General features: G+C 62.6%; 10 protein-coding genes and 1 rRNA gene. 3 read left to right on the plus strand and 8 right to left on the minus strand.

What is annotated here, in order from left to right; genetic code table 11:
• Nucleotides 1-208: 208 nt before the first annotated feature.
• The 5 genes from HXS66_RS14830 to purL form a co-directional block, all read right to left on the minus strand.
• Nucleotides 209-1423 carry a tryptophan--tRNA ligase gene (locus HXS66_RS14830; RefSeq protein ID WP_169477286.1) on the minus strand — a complete coding sequence of 405 codons (1215 nt, stop codon included), beginning with the start codon at nt 1421-1423 and terminating at the stop codon, nt 209-211.
• 120 nt (nt 1424-1543) lie between these two features.
• Nucleotides 1544-3319: a DEAD/DEAH box helicase gene (locus HXS66_RS14835; RefSeq protein WP_077380184.1), complete on the minus strand. Its 1776-nt coding sequence runs from the start codon at nt 3317-3319 to the stop codon at nt 1544-1546.
• 234 nt (nt 3320-3553) lie between these two features.
• Entirely contained in the window at nt 3554-4375 is an 822-nt protein-coding gene (locus tag HXS66_RS14840; protein ID WP_176503949.1) for a crotonase/enoyl-CoA hydratase family protein, read from the minus strand.
• Between the two features lie 225 nt (nt 4376-4600).
• On the minus strand, nt 4601-6247 hold the full coding sequence (locus tag HXS66_RS14845; protein ID WP_255303294.1) for an FMN-binding glutamate synthase family protein: 1647 nt from the start codon (nt 6245-6247) through the stop codon (nt 4601-4603).
• Nucleotides 6248-6486: 239 nt separating this feature from the next.
• Nucleotides 6487-10401, minus strand: coding sequence for a phosphoribosylformylglycinamidine synthase (gene purL, locus HXS66_RS14850; RefSeq protein ID WP_077380230.1), 3915 nt, complete (start codon nt 10399-10401; stop codon nt 6487-6489).
• Between the two features lie 172 nt (nt 10402-10573).
• Here purL and mltF point away from each other — a divergent pair, with 172 nt between their 5' ends.
• A complete protein-coding gene (gene mltF, locus HXS66_RS14855) occupies nt 10574-12067 on the plus strand; it encodes a membrane-bound lytic murein transglycosylase MltF (protein WP_077380190.1) in 1494 nt (497 codons plus the stop codon).
• A 97-nt stretch (nt 12068-12164) separates the two neighbouring features.
• Complete coding sequence (locus HXS66_RS14860) at nt 12165-14120, plus strand: GGDEF domain-containing protein (RefSeq protein ID WP_077380192.1); 1956 nt, start codon at nt 12165-12167, stop codon at nt 14118-14120.
• 56 nt (nt 14121-14176) lie between these two features.
• On the opposite strand, the gene tadA is transcribed toward HXS66_RS14860, so the two are convergent.
• Nucleotides 14177-14662 (minus strand): tRNA adenosine(34) deaminase TadA, encoded by a 486-nt coding sequence (gene tadA, locus HXS66_RS14865; RefSeq protein ID WP_083730713.1) that lies wholly within the window; start codon nt 14660-14662, stop codon nt 14177-14179.
• A 154-nt stretch (nt 14663-14816) separates the two neighbouring features.
• On the opposite strand from tadA, the gene HXS66_RS14870 reads away from it, so the two are divergent.
• Nucleotides 14817-15662, plus strand: coding sequence for an acyl-CoA thioesterase II (locus HXS66_RS14870; protein WP_077380196.1), 846 nt, complete (start codon nt 14817-14819; stop codon nt 15660-15662).
• Between the two features lie 115 nt (nt 15663-15777).
• Here the strand turns inward: HXS66_RS14870 and HXS66_RS14875 are convergent, their stop codons facing one another.
• Both HXS66_RS14875 and rrf read right to left on the minus strand, forming a co-directional pair.
• The gene (locus tag HXS66_RS14875; RefSeq protein ID WP_176503950.1) at nt 15778-16110 is read right to left on the minus strand and encodes a hypothetical protein; all 333 of its coding nucleotides are present in this window, start codon (nt 16108-16110) and stop codon (nt 15778-15780) included.
• Nucleotides 16111-16398: 288 nt separating this feature from the next.
• Nucleotides 16399-16514: ribosomal RNA gene (rrf, locus tag HXS66_RS14880) — 5S ribosomal RNA — on the minus strand.
• Nucleotides 16515-16517: the final 3 nt, after the last annotated feature.

Genomic DNA, 16517 nt, shown 5'->3' on the forward strand with positions numbered 1-16517 from the left:
CTGCAGGAGGCTGAAGTCGGGAGAACCAGGGCGGAGGATGCACCGGGTCGTCGGAGGCACCATCGAGCCGCACGGCGACCGGGGGACGGGCATTCTAGCCGTTCAGGGCCCATCCCCCAAGTCATGATGGTACCGAGAGTCGCGATGGGGTCGAAGGTCATGGTGGCGCGGGGACCTGCCGGATTCGCGACGCCCTGTACAAGGCCGATCACCGATAGGTGAGGCCGATCACGCGTCGCAGCTCATCCAGAGTATCGCGAACGGTGTCCCGGGCACGCTCGGCACCCTCGGTCATCATGGTACGTACCTTGCCATGCTCGCCTTCCAGCGCCTCGGCGCGATCGCGGATCGGCGTCAGGGTGGCATCGATATGCTCGACCAGACAGCCCTTGCAGTCCAGGCAGCCGATACTGGCCTCACGACAGCCTGCGGCCGCCCACTTGCGGTCCGCTTCGGGAGTGAAGCTTTCATGCAGACTCCACAGCGGGCAACGTTCAGGGTCGCCCGGATCACTGCGCCGCACCCGCGCGGGGTCGGTGGGCATCTCGCGCACGCTGGCGTCTATCTCGGCACGCCCACTGCGCAGGAAGATGGCCTCCTCATGCGACGATAGCCGGGTCTTGAGTTCCATGCCCAGCAGCGGCTGGCTGTCCCCCTGCCAGTGTTCCGGCTCACCGAGGATGCGCCGCCCGCCGCCTTCCAGATAGCCGAGCAGGCGCTCCTGCTGATTGCGGTTGAGCTTGCTGGTCTCGGCCAGCAGTCCACGCGCGCGCTCGAATGCCTCGAGATCCCCCTCTTCCTGATAGTCACTCAGCCATTCGCGATACAGGCGACCACTCTTCTTGCCGAGCCGCGCGATGGCCCGCTCCGCCTGCTCCTCGAAGCCGGCGTCGCGTCCATAACGATGGTTGAAGCGCCTCGCCACCTCGCGGGTGAACTCGATGTGCGCGCGCTGTTCCGGTCCGGCGGGCACGACCTCGCCCCGCAGCGCCAGGATGTCGGCCGCCTGCATCAGAGGGGCACCCAGCATCGCGAAACTGGCCCCCTGCTGCTCACCGAGTCCCGCCACCATCTCACGATAGCTGGGTAGACGCTCCAGCCATGCCTTGGGCGTCACGCTGGACAGGATCATGTGCACGTCGGTCAGCTCCGGCACCCACGACTGGATGAACAGGGTGGCGACCTTGGGGTTGATCCCACAGGCAAGGCAATCGATGACCATGGCCCAGCTGTACTGCTCGATTTCATGGGGCGCATGCCCACTGACCGCCAGCGCGTTCCAGTCGGCGATCAGAAAATAGGCATCGTGGTGGTACTGCAGCTCGGTCCAGCGTCGGATCACGGCATGATAGTGTCCGAGCGTCAGGTGTCCGCTGGGGCGTAAGCCGGACACCAGCCTGGCCGAGGTATCGGTGGCACTCACCTTGTGAGTTCTCCCTGAAACGTATGAAGCGGCCAGTCTAACAATCCCGGCCCCCGATCAGCATCCCCGTGACGTCGTGTCTCGTACGGGAGGCGTCATGCTCTGCGTCACGCAGACGACTCACCCCGCCGCGATGCCGGTGCGATAGCGCCCGGCGTAATCGAACAGCTTGTCACGGATCTGCCAGTAGCGGCCGCTCTTGCGCCCGATGACGAAGTCAGGGGCCTTGAGGCGCTCCTCACCGGCCAATACCTCGGCGATGTCCTTCGGCGCCCAGTCACTGCCCGGCGCCCGCAGGTGCCGGGCGAGAAAACTCAGGCGAAAGGCATGGCGCTGAGCGGACGTCTCGAGCGCGAACCACTCTGACAGATCGGTGCCATCCTCGTCGTAATAGGTCACTTTCAGACGCGGCAGTCCCCGCCCGTTGCGCGTCTCCTCCAGCTGCCAGCCGCTGACGCGCAGCACCCGTGCATCACGCAGCTTGAGCGCATCGCGCAGCTTGTCATCCGGGTCCACCAGCCGCGCCTGACAGGCGTGACAATGACGGGCGGCGATGTCATTGGCCTCGCCACACTGCGGACAGGCCTTGGCGCGATAGCGGAAATCACACTGCACCAGCGGCTTGCCCTCGCCGTCGGGCGACTCCACCAGCCCCTGGCAACGCCGCCCGAAGTGCTCCACCACCAGCTCTCCATCCTTGCGCCCCCAGAACAGATTGGCATTGCCGCACACGGGACACTCGACCTGCACGATCTCGGTATCCCCTGCCGGTTTGGGTGTGGTGACTTCCGGCGCGTAGAGATCCCAGGGATTGCCGGCGTAATCGAGAATCAGGCAGTCCGTCTTGCCGGGACTCAGGCGCAGCCCACGCCCGACGATCTGCTGATAGAGACTGACGGACTCGGTGGGCCGCAGGATGGCGATCAGGTCCACGTGCGGGGCATCGAAGCCGGTGGTGAGCACCGCCACGTTGACCAGATACTTGAGCTGCTGCGCCTTGAAGGCATGGATCAGGCGCTCGCGCTCATCGCCGGGCGTCTCACCGGTGATCAACGCCGCCTCACCCTTGGGCAGGAGCCCCGTGACCTCCTCGGCATGCTCGACGGTGGAGCAGAACACCATCACCCCACGTCGCTCGCGTGCCTGGGCGACGATATCCAGCACGATGCCTGGCGTCGCGCGTGAGCCCTGCACCACCTCGTTGAGCTCGGCCTCCTGGAAGCTGCCGCCGATCCCCGGTGCCAGCTGCGAGAAGTCATAGCGCGCCACGGCGACATCGACACGCCGCGGCTCGCTCAAAAAGCCCTGGCGCACCATCAGGCGCAACGGTTGCTCGAACACGCAGTCACGGAAGAAGCAGTCGTCATCACCGCGTACCATGCCGTGATAATGACGATGGAAGATGAAGCCCTGCCCGAGGCGATACGGCGTCGCCGTCAGCCCCAGCACCTTGAGGCGTGGATTTTGCTCACGCAGATGATGGATGACCTTGCGATAGCTGGCATCCTTCTCCAGCGAGACCCGGTGACACTCGTCGATCACCAGCAGCGTGAACGCACCTGTCTGCTCACCTGGCGTGAAGGCCGCGAGATTGCGCACCACCGACTGCACCGAGCCGAACACCACCTGACGCGCGGCCTGCTTGCGCTTGAGGCCGGCACTGAAGATGTCGGCCTCCTTGCCATAGGATTCGTACTTGGCGTGATTCTGCTCGACCAGCTCGCGCACATGCGCCAGCACCAGCACGCGCCCGCGCGCGATACGCGCAAGCTCCGCGATCACCAGTGACTTGCCGCTACCGGTGGGTAGCACGACCACCGCCGCCTCGTCACTCTTGCGGAAATGCTCCACGGTGCGCCGGACGGCTTCCTGCTGATAGGGACGTAGCTCAAACATGCCGGCTGTTCCCTGCAAGGACACGTGGGCCGGCCATGGGCAGCGGCATGATCAGAAAGAGTGGTGCAGACATGAGAGCTCGCCGGGTCACGGAAAAGGGGCACAGGTTGAGGGGCAATGGCCGCCCATGAGGGGTGAGGCAGCCATCCACCTGCAGAAGACCCATTATCCTGATCCCGCCCCCCGGCGGTAAAGCGACCGGGTGTGGATAACCCGAATGAAGGTCAGGTGCGCTCAGAAGCGCGGCGTGCGGCCTTCAAGCCTGGCGCCAACACATTCCATGTGCTCCGGCTGGCCGAGCAAGCCGGATTGCAGCCTGGCCTCCAGGGCAAGTGCCTCGCCCTCCGGTGCCGCCAGCGCCTCGGCATACAGCCGGGTGATGCAGCGAATCGCCCCGGGAGAACGTGTCGCGATCTCCCGCGCCAGCGCCAATGCCTCTTCCCGCGGATTGGAGACCAGGCGCGTCACGAGCCCGGCTTCCTGGGCCTCGCGGGCGGCAACCTTGCGGCCGCTCCAGCTCAGTTCATGCAACCAGTCAGGACGCACTCCACGTGCCGTGACGCTGATGCCCATGTCAGGAATGATGCCCCAGGCGATCTCGAGCACCGCCAGGCGCGCATCCGGATCACACAGTCGGACATCCGCCCCCAGCGCGATCTGCAGCCCGCCCCCGAAGACATTGCCCTGCAGGGCCGCGATCACCGGTACGCCGGCATCCCGCCAGCCCAGTGCCAGCTGCTGAACGGTATTGCGCTCAGGCGTGCAGCCATTGGCCCCCGCGACGAGCAACTGCGGCACCCGCGCGGCCTCCCCCATGATGGCGGCCATGTCGAGCCCCGCGCAGAAACTGGCGCCTTCTCCGGACAGCACGATGGCTCGCAGCCCTCCCTCCTCGGCACGCGCCCGCAACTCTGCCTGGGCACCGAGGATGGCATCGATCATCGCCCAGTCGAGTCCATTGTGCTTGTCGGGTCGATTGAGGCGCACATCGGCGACATGCTCATTGATCATCACTGTCACGCGGCGTGCGGACGGGCACTTTGCGGCATCACTCATGGCGGCTCCCTCGAACGGCGAATGAAACGGCGGTCAGCGATTGCTCACGAGACACGACGGGCAGCCAATGCCCATGTCGACATGAGGTATCTGCGAGACACCTGACAGATAGCGCAATCTCGAGGTCCAGTGTGGCTGTCCGCACGCCATCATGAAACGGTCGTTTGGTCGCAGAGGGTCCACACCCGGCCAATCGACATCACACGGCACCCTCTTGCATGACGTCTATTCGCGCTTGGCACCCGAGACGTCTGCCAGCGAGCGTGACTGGAAGCTGTCCGCCTGAGCCATCGCCCACACGCGGCGATAGAAGGGGAAATCATCCGCTTCCTTGAGCAAGGCGCCGGGCGTCAGGAAGGGGTGCAGGTGCGAGAAAAGACGCACCTCATTCTCCGACACACGATGCACGAGATGGTCCGGAGTGATCTGCCACGGGGTCGAGAGCCCCGAGGCCGCGATGATTTCCGCCAGCGCATGCAGGGTGTTGTGATGGAAGTGCCGGACCTGCTCGGCCTTGTCTTCCACTACCAGCGACTTCTGTCGCAAATCATCCTGGGTGGCGATGCCCGTCGGACACTTGTTGGTATGACAGCTCAGCGACTGGATGCAGCCCAGGGCGAACATGTAACCGCGCGCGGCATTGACCCAATCCGCCCCCAAGGCCAGCACGCAGGCGATATCGAAGGCACTGATGATCTTGCCACTGGCGCCGATGCGCACGTCATCACGCAGCCCCGCGCCCACCAGGGTGTTGTGGACGAACAGCAGCCCTTCGCGCAGCGGTGTCCCGAGGTGATCGGTGAATTCCGTCGGCGCGGCTCCGGTGCCGCCCTCGCTGCCATCCACCACGATGAAGTCCGGCACGATTCCCGTTTCGCGCATTGCCTTGACGATGGCCATGAACTCCCAGGGCTGGCCCAGACACATCTTGAACCCGACCGGCTTGCCACCGGACAGCTCTCTCAGCCGCTGGATGAACTCCAGCAACTCGACAGGGGTACTGAAGGCGCTGTGACTGGCCGGCGAGATGCAGTCCTCGCCCATCGGAATGTCACGCGTCTCGGCGATCTCGCGGCTGATCTTGCTGGCTGGCAGCACACCGCCATGCCCCGGCTTGGCTCCCTGGCTCAGCTTTATCTCGATCATCTTCACTTGCTCGCTGGCCGCCTGACGGGCGAACTTCTCGGCATCGAAGCCCCCCTGCTCGGTGCGGCAGCCGAAATAGCCACTGCCCAGCTCCCAGATCAGATCGCCGGCGAATTCCCGATGGTAGGGGCTGATGCTGCCCTCGCCGGTATCGTGCGCGAATCCTCCCAGCATCGCGCCCTTGTTGAGCGCACGGATGGCATTGCCACTCAGCGAACCGAAACTCATCGCCGAGATGTTGAACAGCGAGGCACTGTAGGGCTGCGCACACTGCGTATTGCCGATCGTCAGACGGAAGTCACGAAAGTCAGGCACTTCGGAGGTCTGCATCGAGTGTCCGATGAATTCGTAACTGTCGGAGTAGACATCCAGCAAGGTACCGAAGGGCTGCGAGGAATTGCGCTGGCGTCCGCGGGCATAGACCAGCTCACGTTGCTTATGGGAGAACGGTAGCTGGTCGGTATCCGACTCGAACAGGTACTGACGCATCTCCGGGCGCAGCGCCTTGAACAGATAGCGCATGTTGCCGATCACCGGGTAGTTGCGCCGCACGGCGTAATCCGACTGCCGCATGTCGTTGATGCCGACGGCGACCAACAGCAGAAAGATCACGGCCAGCGGCCACACCCAGGGGGTCTGCATCGTCAGAAGCAGACAGACGAGAGCCCCCAGCACACAGAGCAGAAAGACGGAATAACGCGGCAACAGCGACCATTTCAGCTTCATCACGACATCCTTGTAATGTGTCAGGCAGGGATTCGTGCCCCAGACCTCGAGGCATCCCCCACCTTAAGCCACCCGGCGTCCGACACCCAGCTCCCGACGTGGAACGCCACGTTGAGGGAGCCAGATGCCGCCAGCCAATCGGCTCGCGCGTCAGTCAGAACGCAAGACGCCCCCATGGCGTTCACCATGGGGGCGTCGGTCAGGCAATCATCACCTGTGCATTGCGCGCTCTCGCGGGATCAATCGACCCAACGACGTGCATTGCGGAACATGCGCAACCAGGCGCCATCCTGCTCCCAGTCATCCGGACGCCAGGAGTTGGTGACGGCGCGCGCCACACGCTCCGGGTGCGGCATCATGATGGTGACGCGCCCGTCGTTGGTGGTGAGACCAGTGATACCGGACGGCGAGCCGTTCGGGTTGGCCGGATAACGCGTGGTGGTCTGGCCGTAGTTGTCGACGTAGCGCAGTGCCACCTGGCCGCTGCTCTGCATCTTGCGCAGGTGAGCGCTGTCGCGGAACTCGGCACGCCCTTCACCATGCGCGATGGCGATCGGCAGGCGCGAGCCTTCCATGCCATCGAGGAACAGCGAGGCACTCTTCTCGACCTCGACCATCGCGACACGCGCCTCGAACTGCTCGGACTCGTTGCGCACGAAGCGCGGCCAGGCCTCGGCACCCGGGATCAGCTCCTTGAGCTGGGAGAGCATCTGGCAACCGTTGCAGACGCCCAGCGCGAAGCTGTCGTCACGCTGGAAGAAGCGCTCGAACTGTTCACGCGCACGCGCATTGAACAGCACCGACTTGGCCCAGCCGCCGCCGGCGCCCAGCACGTCACCGTAGGAGAAGCCGCCACAGGCGACCAGACCCCGCATGGTGTCCAGATCGACACGTCCTTCAAGGATGTCGCTCATGTGGACGTCCACCGCCTCGAAGCCGGCGCGGTCGAAGCTTGCCGCCATCTCGAGCTGACCATTGACGCCCTGCTCACGCAGGATCGCCATGCGCGGACGTGCACCGGTGTTCAAGTACGGCGCCGCGATGTCCTCGTTGACGTCGAAGGTGGCCTGGACGGAGAGACCCGGATCACGCACGTCGTTGATGGACTCGAATTCGCTCTTGGCGCAATCGGCGTTGTCACGCGCGGCCTGCATGCGATAGCTGGTCTCGGCCCACAGACGCTCGGCACTGGCACGCGTGGTGGAGAGCAGGTTCTGGCCCAGCAGCGTGATGTTGATCTGCTCATCATGACGCGGCGTGGCGATCACGCCACTGTGCTCGAGACCCACGGCCTTGAGCTCGGCGAGAATGGACTCGGTGTGCTCGCGACGCACCTGCACCACGGCACCCAGCTCTTCCGCGAACAGCGCACCGGTGGCCTGACCCGGCTCGGCGGCGGTCCAGTCGAGGGAGATGTCGAGACCGACACGTCCCGCGAAGGACATTTCCATCAGGGTGGTCAACAGGCCGCCGTCGCTGCGGTCGTGATAGGCCAGCAGCTTGCCTTCGACATTGAAGCGCTGGATGGCCTCGAAGAAGTGCTTGAGGTCTTCCGGCTTGGCAAGATCCGGCGCGTCATTGCCGACCTGTCCATAGACCTGCGCCAGCGCGGAGCCACCGAGACGGTGAGCGCCATGGCCGAGATCGATCAGGATCAGGTCCGTCTCCACGGCCTCACCATTCAGCGTGCGACGCAGCTGCGGCGTGAGGGTACGCATGGCGTCGGTGACCGGCGCGAAGCCTGTCATCACCAGCGACAGCGGCGCGGTGATCGACTTGTCTTCGCCGTTCTCGTCCTGCCAGGCGGTACGCATGGACATCGAGTCCTTGCCGACCGGAATGGTCAAATCCAGCGCCGGACACAGTTCCATGCCGACGGCGTGGACGGCATCAAACAGCGCCTGATTCTCGCCGGTGTGATCGGCAGCGCTCATCCAGTTGGCGGAGAGCTTGATGTCAGACAGCTTGGCGATCGGCGCGGCAGCGAGGTTGGTGATCACCTCGGCCACGGCCAGACGCGCGGAGGCGGCCGGCGAGATCAGCGCGACCGGCGTACGCTCGCCCATCGCCATCGCTTCACCGACGTGGCTGTCGAGGGAGCTGGTGGTGACGGCGCAATCCGCCACCGGCACCTGCCACGGACCGACCATCTGGTCACGCGCGACCATGCCGGTGATCGAGCGATCACCGATGGTGATCAGGAATTTCTTGGAGGCGACGGTGGGCAGCTGCAGCACACGGGTCATCGCTTCACGCGGGTCGAGGTTGTCCAGTGCCAGTGCCGGCAGTTCCAGCGCCTGACGCTCGAAGCTGCGTGACATCTTGGGCGGCTTGCCGAACAGCACGTCCATCGGCAGATCGACCGGACGCGTATCGAAGTGACCATCCTTGACGATCAGCTCGTGCTCTTCCAGTGCTTCCCCGACCACGGCGTAGAGGCAGCGCTCACGCTCGCACAGCGCTTCGAAGGTGGCCAGATTCTCCGGCGCCACCGCCAGCACGTAGCGCTCCTGGGATTCGTTGCACCAGATTTCCAGCGGGCTCATGCCGGATTCGGCGCTCGGCACGGCGCGCAGATCGAACAGACCACCGCGACCGCCATCCTTGACCAGCTCCGGCAGTGCGTTGGACAGACCGCCCGCGCCGACATCGTGGATGAAGCAGATCGGGTTCTTGTCATCCAGCGCCCAGCAGCGATCGATGACTTCCTGCACGCGACGCTCCATCTCGGCGTTGTCACGCTGCACGGAGGCGAAGTCGAGGTCTTCGCTGGAGCTGCCGGAGGCCATGGAAGAGGCGGCACCGCCACCCAGACCGATCAGCATCGCCGGACCGCCCATCACGATCAGCTTGGCGCCGACCGGAATGTCGCCCTTCTCGACGTGCTGGCTGCGGATGTTGCCGTAGCCGCCCGCCAGCATGATCGGCTTGTGATAGCCGCGACGCTCGATGCCACCGGCGCCGAAGGCATCCTGCTCATAGGTACGGAAGTAGCCGTTGAGGTTGGGGCGGCCGAATTCGTTGTTGAAGGCAGCGCCACCGATCGGACCTTCGAGCATGATGTCGTAGGCGGTCTTGATGCGCTCCGGCTTGCCGTAGTCGTGCTCCCACGGCTGTTCGAAGCCCGGGATACGCAGGTTGGAGACGCTGAAGCCGGTCAGGCCCGCTTTCGGCTTGGAGCCGACACCGGTCGCGCCTTCATCACGAATCTCGCCACCGGCACCGGTCGCGGCGCCCGGATAGGGGGCGATGGCGGTCGGGTGGTTGTGAGTCTCTACCTTCATCAGGATGTTGATCGGTTCCTGATGATAGGTATAGATGTGGCCTTCGCCTGTCGGGAAGTAACGCCCGGCGGTCGGGCCTGCCATGACGGCGGCATTGTCACTGTAGGCGGACAGCACGCCATCCGGATGATGCTGGTAGGTGTTCTTGATCATCTTGAACAGCGAGTGCGACTGCGCTTCGCCGTCGATGGTCCAGTCCGCATTGAAGATCTTGTGGCGGCAATGCTCGGAGTTCGCCTGGGCGAACATCATCAGTTCGATGTCGGCAGGATTGCGGCCCAGAGTCTTGAAGGACTCGACCAGATAATCGATCTCGTCATCCGCCAGTGCCAGGCCCAGAGAGCCATTGGCCTGCACCAGTGCGTCACGACCACCGCCGAGGATGTCGACATGGGCAAGCTTTGCCGGGGCCTGATGCTGGAAGAGGCGCGCCGCATCCTGAGTACGCGTCAGCACCGTTTCGGTCATGCGGTCGTGCAGGCGGGAAGACAGCGTGGCGAAGAGTTCTTCGCTCAGAGGGGCGTCGAGCTTGATGCGATAGGCGATGCCACGTTCGAGGCGGCGGACTTGCGGGAGACCACAGTTGGCAGCGATGTCGGTGGCCTTGGAAGACCAGGGCGACAGCGTGCCGAGGCGGGGAACGACGAGGAAGAGATGACCTTCGGGAGAACTCTCGTCGCGACTGGGGCCGTAGTCCAGCAGACGCTCGAGCGTGGTCCGGTCGGTACTGCTCAGTTCACCATCGACCTCGGCCAGATGCAGGTACTCGGCATGAAGGGATTCCACCTCCGGCACCAGCTCGCGCAATGCAGCCAGTAGACGGGAGTGACGGAAGGCGGAAAGGGCAGGCGCGCCTCGCAGTTCGAGCATGGTCAGGGAAAGCCTCTGAAGCAGCGTGAACGGACAACCGCCAAGCGGCGGCAGCAAGCGCATATCATACGTGAAAGCCGCCCGTGAACGAAGCCCGACAGTCACATGCGTTGGATGACAGTGTGAAGCGCTGTCGGTATGGTGAAACCCCTGCCGTGAATGATGCTGACGCATGCTCAAGACCTCGCTTTCCTCCCTCATCACGCCCCTGCAAGCACTGCTGCGCCATTCGCGCCGGTGGCTTGCGCTCGTGGTGATGGCGCTGGCCCTGCTGTTGCCGGAAAAGACCCTGATCGCCCCGCCCTCCCGGCTTGACGATGTTCGCACGCGCGACTTCCTTCAGGTGGTGACTCGCAACAGCCCGACCACCTACTACCGTGGCCGTCAGGGCCCCACCGGTTTCGAGTATGAGCTGGCGCGAGACTTTGCCGACTACCTCGGCGTCAGCCTGTCGATGGATGCAGAACACAATATCGAATCCCTCACCCGAAGCGTGCGTGATGATCAGGCCGATTTTGCCGCCGCCACCCTCCCTCTTGACCTGTCAGAGCAGGGGCTGCGCTTCACTCGCCCGATTCTCGAACTGCAGGCGATGGTGGTCTATCGACGCGGAATGCAACCGCCCAGAGAGCTTGAAGATCTGGTCGGCAAGCGGATCGGCGTCATCAAGGGAGCCGGTACCAGCCTGATTCTGCATGAGCTTCAACAGCAGCTTCCCGAGCTCAGCTGGAAGGAAACCGGCGAACTCGAGGTGGCCGACCTCCTGCAGCGCATCGAGGAAGACAGCCTGGACGTGGCGGTCGTCTACGCCCACCAGTTCAAGCTCAATCGGCTGTTCTTCCCCAATGTGGAGAACGGTTTCACCGTGGGGGACCCATTGACTCTGGCCTGGGCCTTCCCGGCGCAAGGAGATATCTCCTTGCTGAGCGCTGCCAACGATTTTCTCGAGACACGCAGCGAGGATGGCACCCTGGACCAGCTGGTCGACCAGTACTTCGGGCATGATGACTATCTGGAATATGTGGGCGCGCGTACCTTCATCCGCCAGGCACGAGAGCGGCTCCCGCGCTACATCGATACCTTCAAGCAAGCCGCTCGCGATACCGGCATCGATTGGAAACTGCTGGCGGCGGTGGGGTACCAGGAATCCCATTGGCAACCGAAAGCGACGTCACCTACCGGGGTACGTGGGCTGATGATGCTGACCAACGCCACCGCCCGCGAGATGAACGTGGCCAATCGTTTGGACCCCGTCCAGAGTATCGATGGCGGGTCACGCTATCTTGTGAGTATAAAGGGACGTCTTCCCGAAGGAATTCAGGAGCCGGACCGGACCTGGATGACATTGGCAGCCTACAATGTCGGTCTCGGGCACCTGCTGGATGCCAGGCGCATCGTGCGCATGAAGGGTGGCAACCCCGACCACTGGAAGGATGTGCGCGAGGCGCTGCCTCTGCTGCAGAAACGCCAATGGTATCAACAGGTACGTTATGGCTATGCCCGCGGTGGTGAGCCTGTCATCTATGTACGCAACATCCGGCGGTATTATGAAATACTCAACTATGTTTACCGCAGTCAGCAGCAGTTCTATCAGCTGAATGAGCGCCAGATAACCGATGATGAAGGGGACAACAATCCCTTCGATACCGTCCCCCCGATCCTGTGATCCATGAACAAGGTAGTGGGAAACCTGTCGGCGACTCGTGACAGGCGAGAAAAGCGCGCACGGGGCGTGGTGCATCAGGAGCTTCTAAGGACAGGGAATGACACGCAGATTCATCTTGATGTTGCTTGGCCTGCTTGCCTTCGGCGTCGCCTTGCTGGGCCTCTGGCCTCGCGCCGGCCACGAAGCCAATGCACTGCTGTTGATCATGCTGACATTGCAGGCGGCAGGACAGACTGCGTGGCACTGGCGCAACCTGTTCCTCAGTCCACTGTTTCTCGGCATGTCGCTGCTCATCAACCTGGTGCTTACCTGCACCTTTCTCTTGCCGGAAAGCTGGGTCGGTGTCGATCATTGGGGCGCGTTGCTGACCGCCCTGCCCGGTGACTGGCATGTCGCCAACATTCGCCCTCCGATTCTGATTCTGCTGGCATGCCTGGGGCTCAACTGCTGTTCTCTCTTGCGGATGCGCCTGGGCTTCGGCGCCACGATACAGCTGGCGCAGACGACTCTCATACTGATCTTCGCCATCATCGCCGACCCGAGTCTCTCCGTGGCCAGCATGCCGCTGGTAGGGGTGGAGCGAACCACGCTGCTTGCCTTCCTGGGCTTGCTTCTGGCTGCACAATGGCTGGATCTGCTGCCAGCGCTCACTCGCATGTGGCGACGCAACGTGCTGCCCCTGGCCATCTCTGCCTCCATCACGCTCGTCTGTCTTCTGGCGTGGCAACAGCAGACCAAGGATGAGAACAACCGCATCAACCAGGCGACCTATGTACTGGGCGACAAGATCGCGACACAGCTGTCACGCGAGATCGATGATCAACTCAATGCCATGCGGCGCTTCGCCGGCTTCTGGAGCCTGATGGGGCAGACACCTTCACGGGGTGAATGGCAACGTCTGGCACGAAATTATTACAATGATTTCAATTACTTCCAGAATATCGCCTTCATTGATCCCGACAGCGTGGTGACTCTGGTATTCCCCGACAAGGGCGGCAACCATGATCTGCTGGGCGTGAGGCTATTTGATGCCCAGCCAGATACCCCCCTGCGCAATCCGCTGGAGCTGGGCATTGAAGGCCACACCGGCATCATCGATCTCCTGCAGGGCGGCAAGGGCATGGTGTCCTACCTGCCTGTACGCAATCCGCGTGATGGAGACATCCTCGGCGCCATCGCCATGGTGGTAGATCTGGCACCGCTGCTGGACCAGGCACTGGATGCCGCCCGCAATGATGCCTTTGCCATCACGTTGTCAGAACGCAGCAATGTCTACATTCATGTAGGCCCGGAAAGCCGTCTTGCTCCCTGGGGGCATCGAATCCCCATCGAACTTCCCGCCACGGACCTGACGCTGGGCTTGCAGCCGACGCAGCATTACCTCGCAGCAAGCCGTGGCCGCCTGCCAGAAGTCACGCTCCTGACCGGCATCATGCTCTCGTATCTGCTCTTCCTGGTGGTCTACATGTACCGCCGCGTCTCCCAGGAGCATGGCATCGTCAAGCAAGCCAACGATGCCCTGAAGGAAGAGATGACGCGCCGAGAGCGACTGCAGAACGAGATACAATGGCTGGCACGTCATGATGAGCTGACCCAGCTCCCCAATCGCCGTTATTTCCTCGAGCAGGTGCAGACCTTCAATGGCCAGATGCCACTGACGGTGATGATACTGGACATCGATTTCTTCAAATCGATCAACGACAAGCTGGGGCACCTCGAGGGCGATCGCTATCTGCAGAAGATAGCCTCGGTATCGCGAGCGCCTGTCGAGGCAGCGGGAGGGATTCTGGCACGTTTCGGCGGCGAGGAATTCGTCGTCTGCATCCCCGAATGCCCTCGTGCTGTCGGCCGGACGCTCGCGGAAGAGCTACGTCGTGCCGTACAGGCGGCAGGCCTCCCCCAGCCTGCCACGGACAGTGTCGTCACCGTCTCGGTTGGCATGGCCTGCGTGGCCAGAGCACCTCTGCGACTGGAAGCACTGCTTCAGGCTGCGGATGAGGCGCTGTATCGCGCCAAGTCCAGTGGGCGCAATCAGGTCCAGGTCGCCGCCTGAAGCCTCATGCTCCCTTGAAGCACCGGCTTCATCGCAGGGTCATGGCAAGCGCCGAGTCAGGGTGACGCATCGGTTGGCAACGCGGCAGCGCGCCGCTCGGCGAAGAACTGCTTGAGCAGGCGTTTCGCCTGGGCAGCCAGCACCCCACCTTCTATCTGTACCTGATGGTTATGCCACGGCTGCACGAAGAGGTTGGCCCGAGACTCCACCATCCCCGTCTTCGGCTCAGCGGCACCATATACCACGCGCGCCACACGGGCATGGATCAGGGCGCCACTGCACATCATGCAGGGCTCGAGAGTGACATAGAGCGTGCAGTCATCAAGCCGATAGTTGCCAAGCCGGGCCGCTGCTGAACGCAGTGCCTGAATCTCAGCGTGTGCCGTCGGATCCGGAGTCCCGACCGGGGCATTGAACCCGCTCCCGATGATCTCCCCCTGTGGGTTCACCACGACGGCCCCCACTGGCACCTCTCCAGCCTCCAATGCCAGCCGCGCCTGATCCAGGGCGCGGTGCATGTAGTACTGATCCTTGCGAGGCATCGCCGCCTCAGACCTCACGCTCTCGTCGCTCACCGTCATTCTCCGGTATCCTGATGTCATTGGCGCAAGCGACATGATACCGGCTAATGCCAACCCGCTCATTTGCTCGTATCAAAGCCGCTTGCCGTGACTCTTTTTCCTGAAGGATGGGACGATGACCGACGCTTCACCGACACCGCTTGAATCACTCGTCACCTTGCTGGGGCTGGAAACTCTGGAAGAGAATCTCTTCCGGGGTCACAGCCAGGATCTCGGCTTTCCACAACTGTTCGGGGGGCAGGTACTTGGCCAAGCGTTGTCCGCCGCGACACGCACCGTCCCCTCGGAACGGAAGGTGCATTCGCTGCATGGCTACTTTCTTCGCCCGGGGGATGCTCACAAGCCAGTCGTCTACCAGGTCGATGGCGTACGTGATGGCGGCAGCTTCACGACCCGACGCATCAGCGCCATCCAGAACGGCAAGACCATCTTCTTCTGCAGCGCCTCCTTCCATGGCAAGGAAGAGGGCTTCACGCATCAGCTCGCCATGCCCGATATCGAATCCCCTGAGCAGTTGATCGAACAGGGGGCACGCATCGAGCGTTACGAGGGCCATCCCATCGAGTTCCTGCGCATGAAGGCCCCGGCTACGACAAGCGAGGGCGCGTCATCAGCGCCACCTCGTCAGCGCCTCTGGTTCCGTCTTTCAGGCGAGCTGCCGGAAGATGATGCTCTGCACCGTTATCTCCTGACCTACAGCTCCGACTTCAACCTGCTGGCCACTGCGCTGGGAGGACACGGTGTACGCTTCGGCTCCCCGGAGCTGCAGATGGCCAGCCTGGATCACTCACTCTGGTTCCACCAGGATGTTCGCGTCAACGACTGGTTGCTGTACGAGATGGATAGCCCATGGGCAGGCGGTGCTCGCAGCTTCTCGCGCGGCAGCCTCTACAATCGCCATGGCGAATTGGTCGCGTCCAGCGCTCAGGAAGGGCTGACGCGCCTGCGCCAACGCTCCTGAACGATCGATGGAACGACGATGCCCCTCTTGAGAAGCACTCTTGAGGGGCATCGTTTGTCCTGACTTGCAGCCAAGGGGTCGTGCTGCAACCACCGCCATTGCCACGAGATGCAGATCACTTCAGTGCCGTTCGGACCCGCGTACAGTTCTCGTCCCGATAACGCTGCTTGTAGTCATTGCGCTGAGACTGCCAACTACGCATCTGGCCTGAAGACCCACCGCCACGACGCATGGCGGTATAATATTCGATCTTGTTCTTGATGAACTGGCAACGTTTTATCTTCTCTTCACGCTCACCAGCAGATGCTGCTCCTGAAGCCGTCAGACCTATCAAGAGCACCATCAACGCTGCCAGCAATGAACTTGATGGGATAAATGAAAAGTACCTCGACATGCCGCCTCCTTGCGCGTGTTCATGAGTCGTCCCGTGCGTGGTATTCAATGACATCGCAATCATCGATCAGGTTCTGCAGTAGAAAGAATATCCCCCGAGAACGTGGAATGCCTGCCCATGAGACTGATCATCAGCAGAGTACTGCCGTACTTCACCCTCCGCACTGATCAATAAACAAGGAAGCCGCTATCACGGAAATGATAGCGGCTTCTTGAGTCAATGTTTCAGCGGGCTTCGCTTATCCATGGCCCTCTCTCGCACAACCTTCTGAGAGCGCAACTTTTCTCACGCACAAAGAGAACCGCCCCTGCAGCTGGGCTGCAGGGGCGGTTCGGTATAAGTGCCTGACGATGACCTACTCTCACATGGAGAAACTCCACACTACCATCGGCGCTAAGCGGTTTCACTTCCGAGTTCGGCATGGGATCGGGTGGTTCACGCTCGCTATGGTCGTCAGGCGA

Origin of the sequence: Cobetia sp. 5-11-6-3 (assembly GCF_013374055.1) — a bacterium.
GTDB lineage: Bacteria > Pseudomonadota > Gammaproteobacteria > Pseudomonadales > Halomonadaceae > Cobetia > Cobetia marina.

Coding starts and splice junctions, on each gene's coding strand:
- HXS66_RS14835 (WP_077380184.1), bottom strand. CDS start 3,319: ATGTTTGAGCTACGTCCCTATCAGCAGGAAGCCGTCCGGCGCACCGTG.
- HXS66_RS14840 (WP_176503949.1), bottom strand. CDS start 4,375: ATGAGTGATGCCGCAAAGTGCCCGTCCGCACGCCGCGTGACAGTGATG.
- HXS66_RS14845 (WP_255303294.1), bottom strand. CDS start 6,247: ATGAAGCTGAAATGGTCGCTGTTGCCGCGTTATTCCGTCTTTCTGCTC.
- purL (WP_077380230.1), bottom strand. CDS start 10,401: ATGCTCGAACTGCGAGGCGCGCCTGCCCTTTCCGCCTTCCGTCACTCC.
- mltF (WP_077380190.1), top strand. CDS start 10,574: ATGCTCAAGACCTCGCTTTCCTCCCTCATCACGCCCCTGCAAGCACTG.
- HXS66_RS14860 (WP_077380192.1), top strand. CDS start 12,165: ATGACACGCAGATTCATCTTGATGTTGCTTGGCCTGCTTGCCTTCGGC.
- tadA (WP_083730713.1), bottom strand. CDS start 14,662: ATGCCTCGCAAGGATCAGTACTACATGCACCGCGCCCTGGATCAGGCG.
- HXS66_RS14870 (WP_077380196.1), top strand. CDS start 14,817: ATGACCGACGCTTCACCGACACCGCTTGAATCACTCGTCACCTTGCTG.
- HXS66_RS14875 (WP_176503950.1), bottom strand. CDS start 16,110: ATGTCATTGAATACCACGCACGGGACGACTCATGAACACGCGCAAGGA.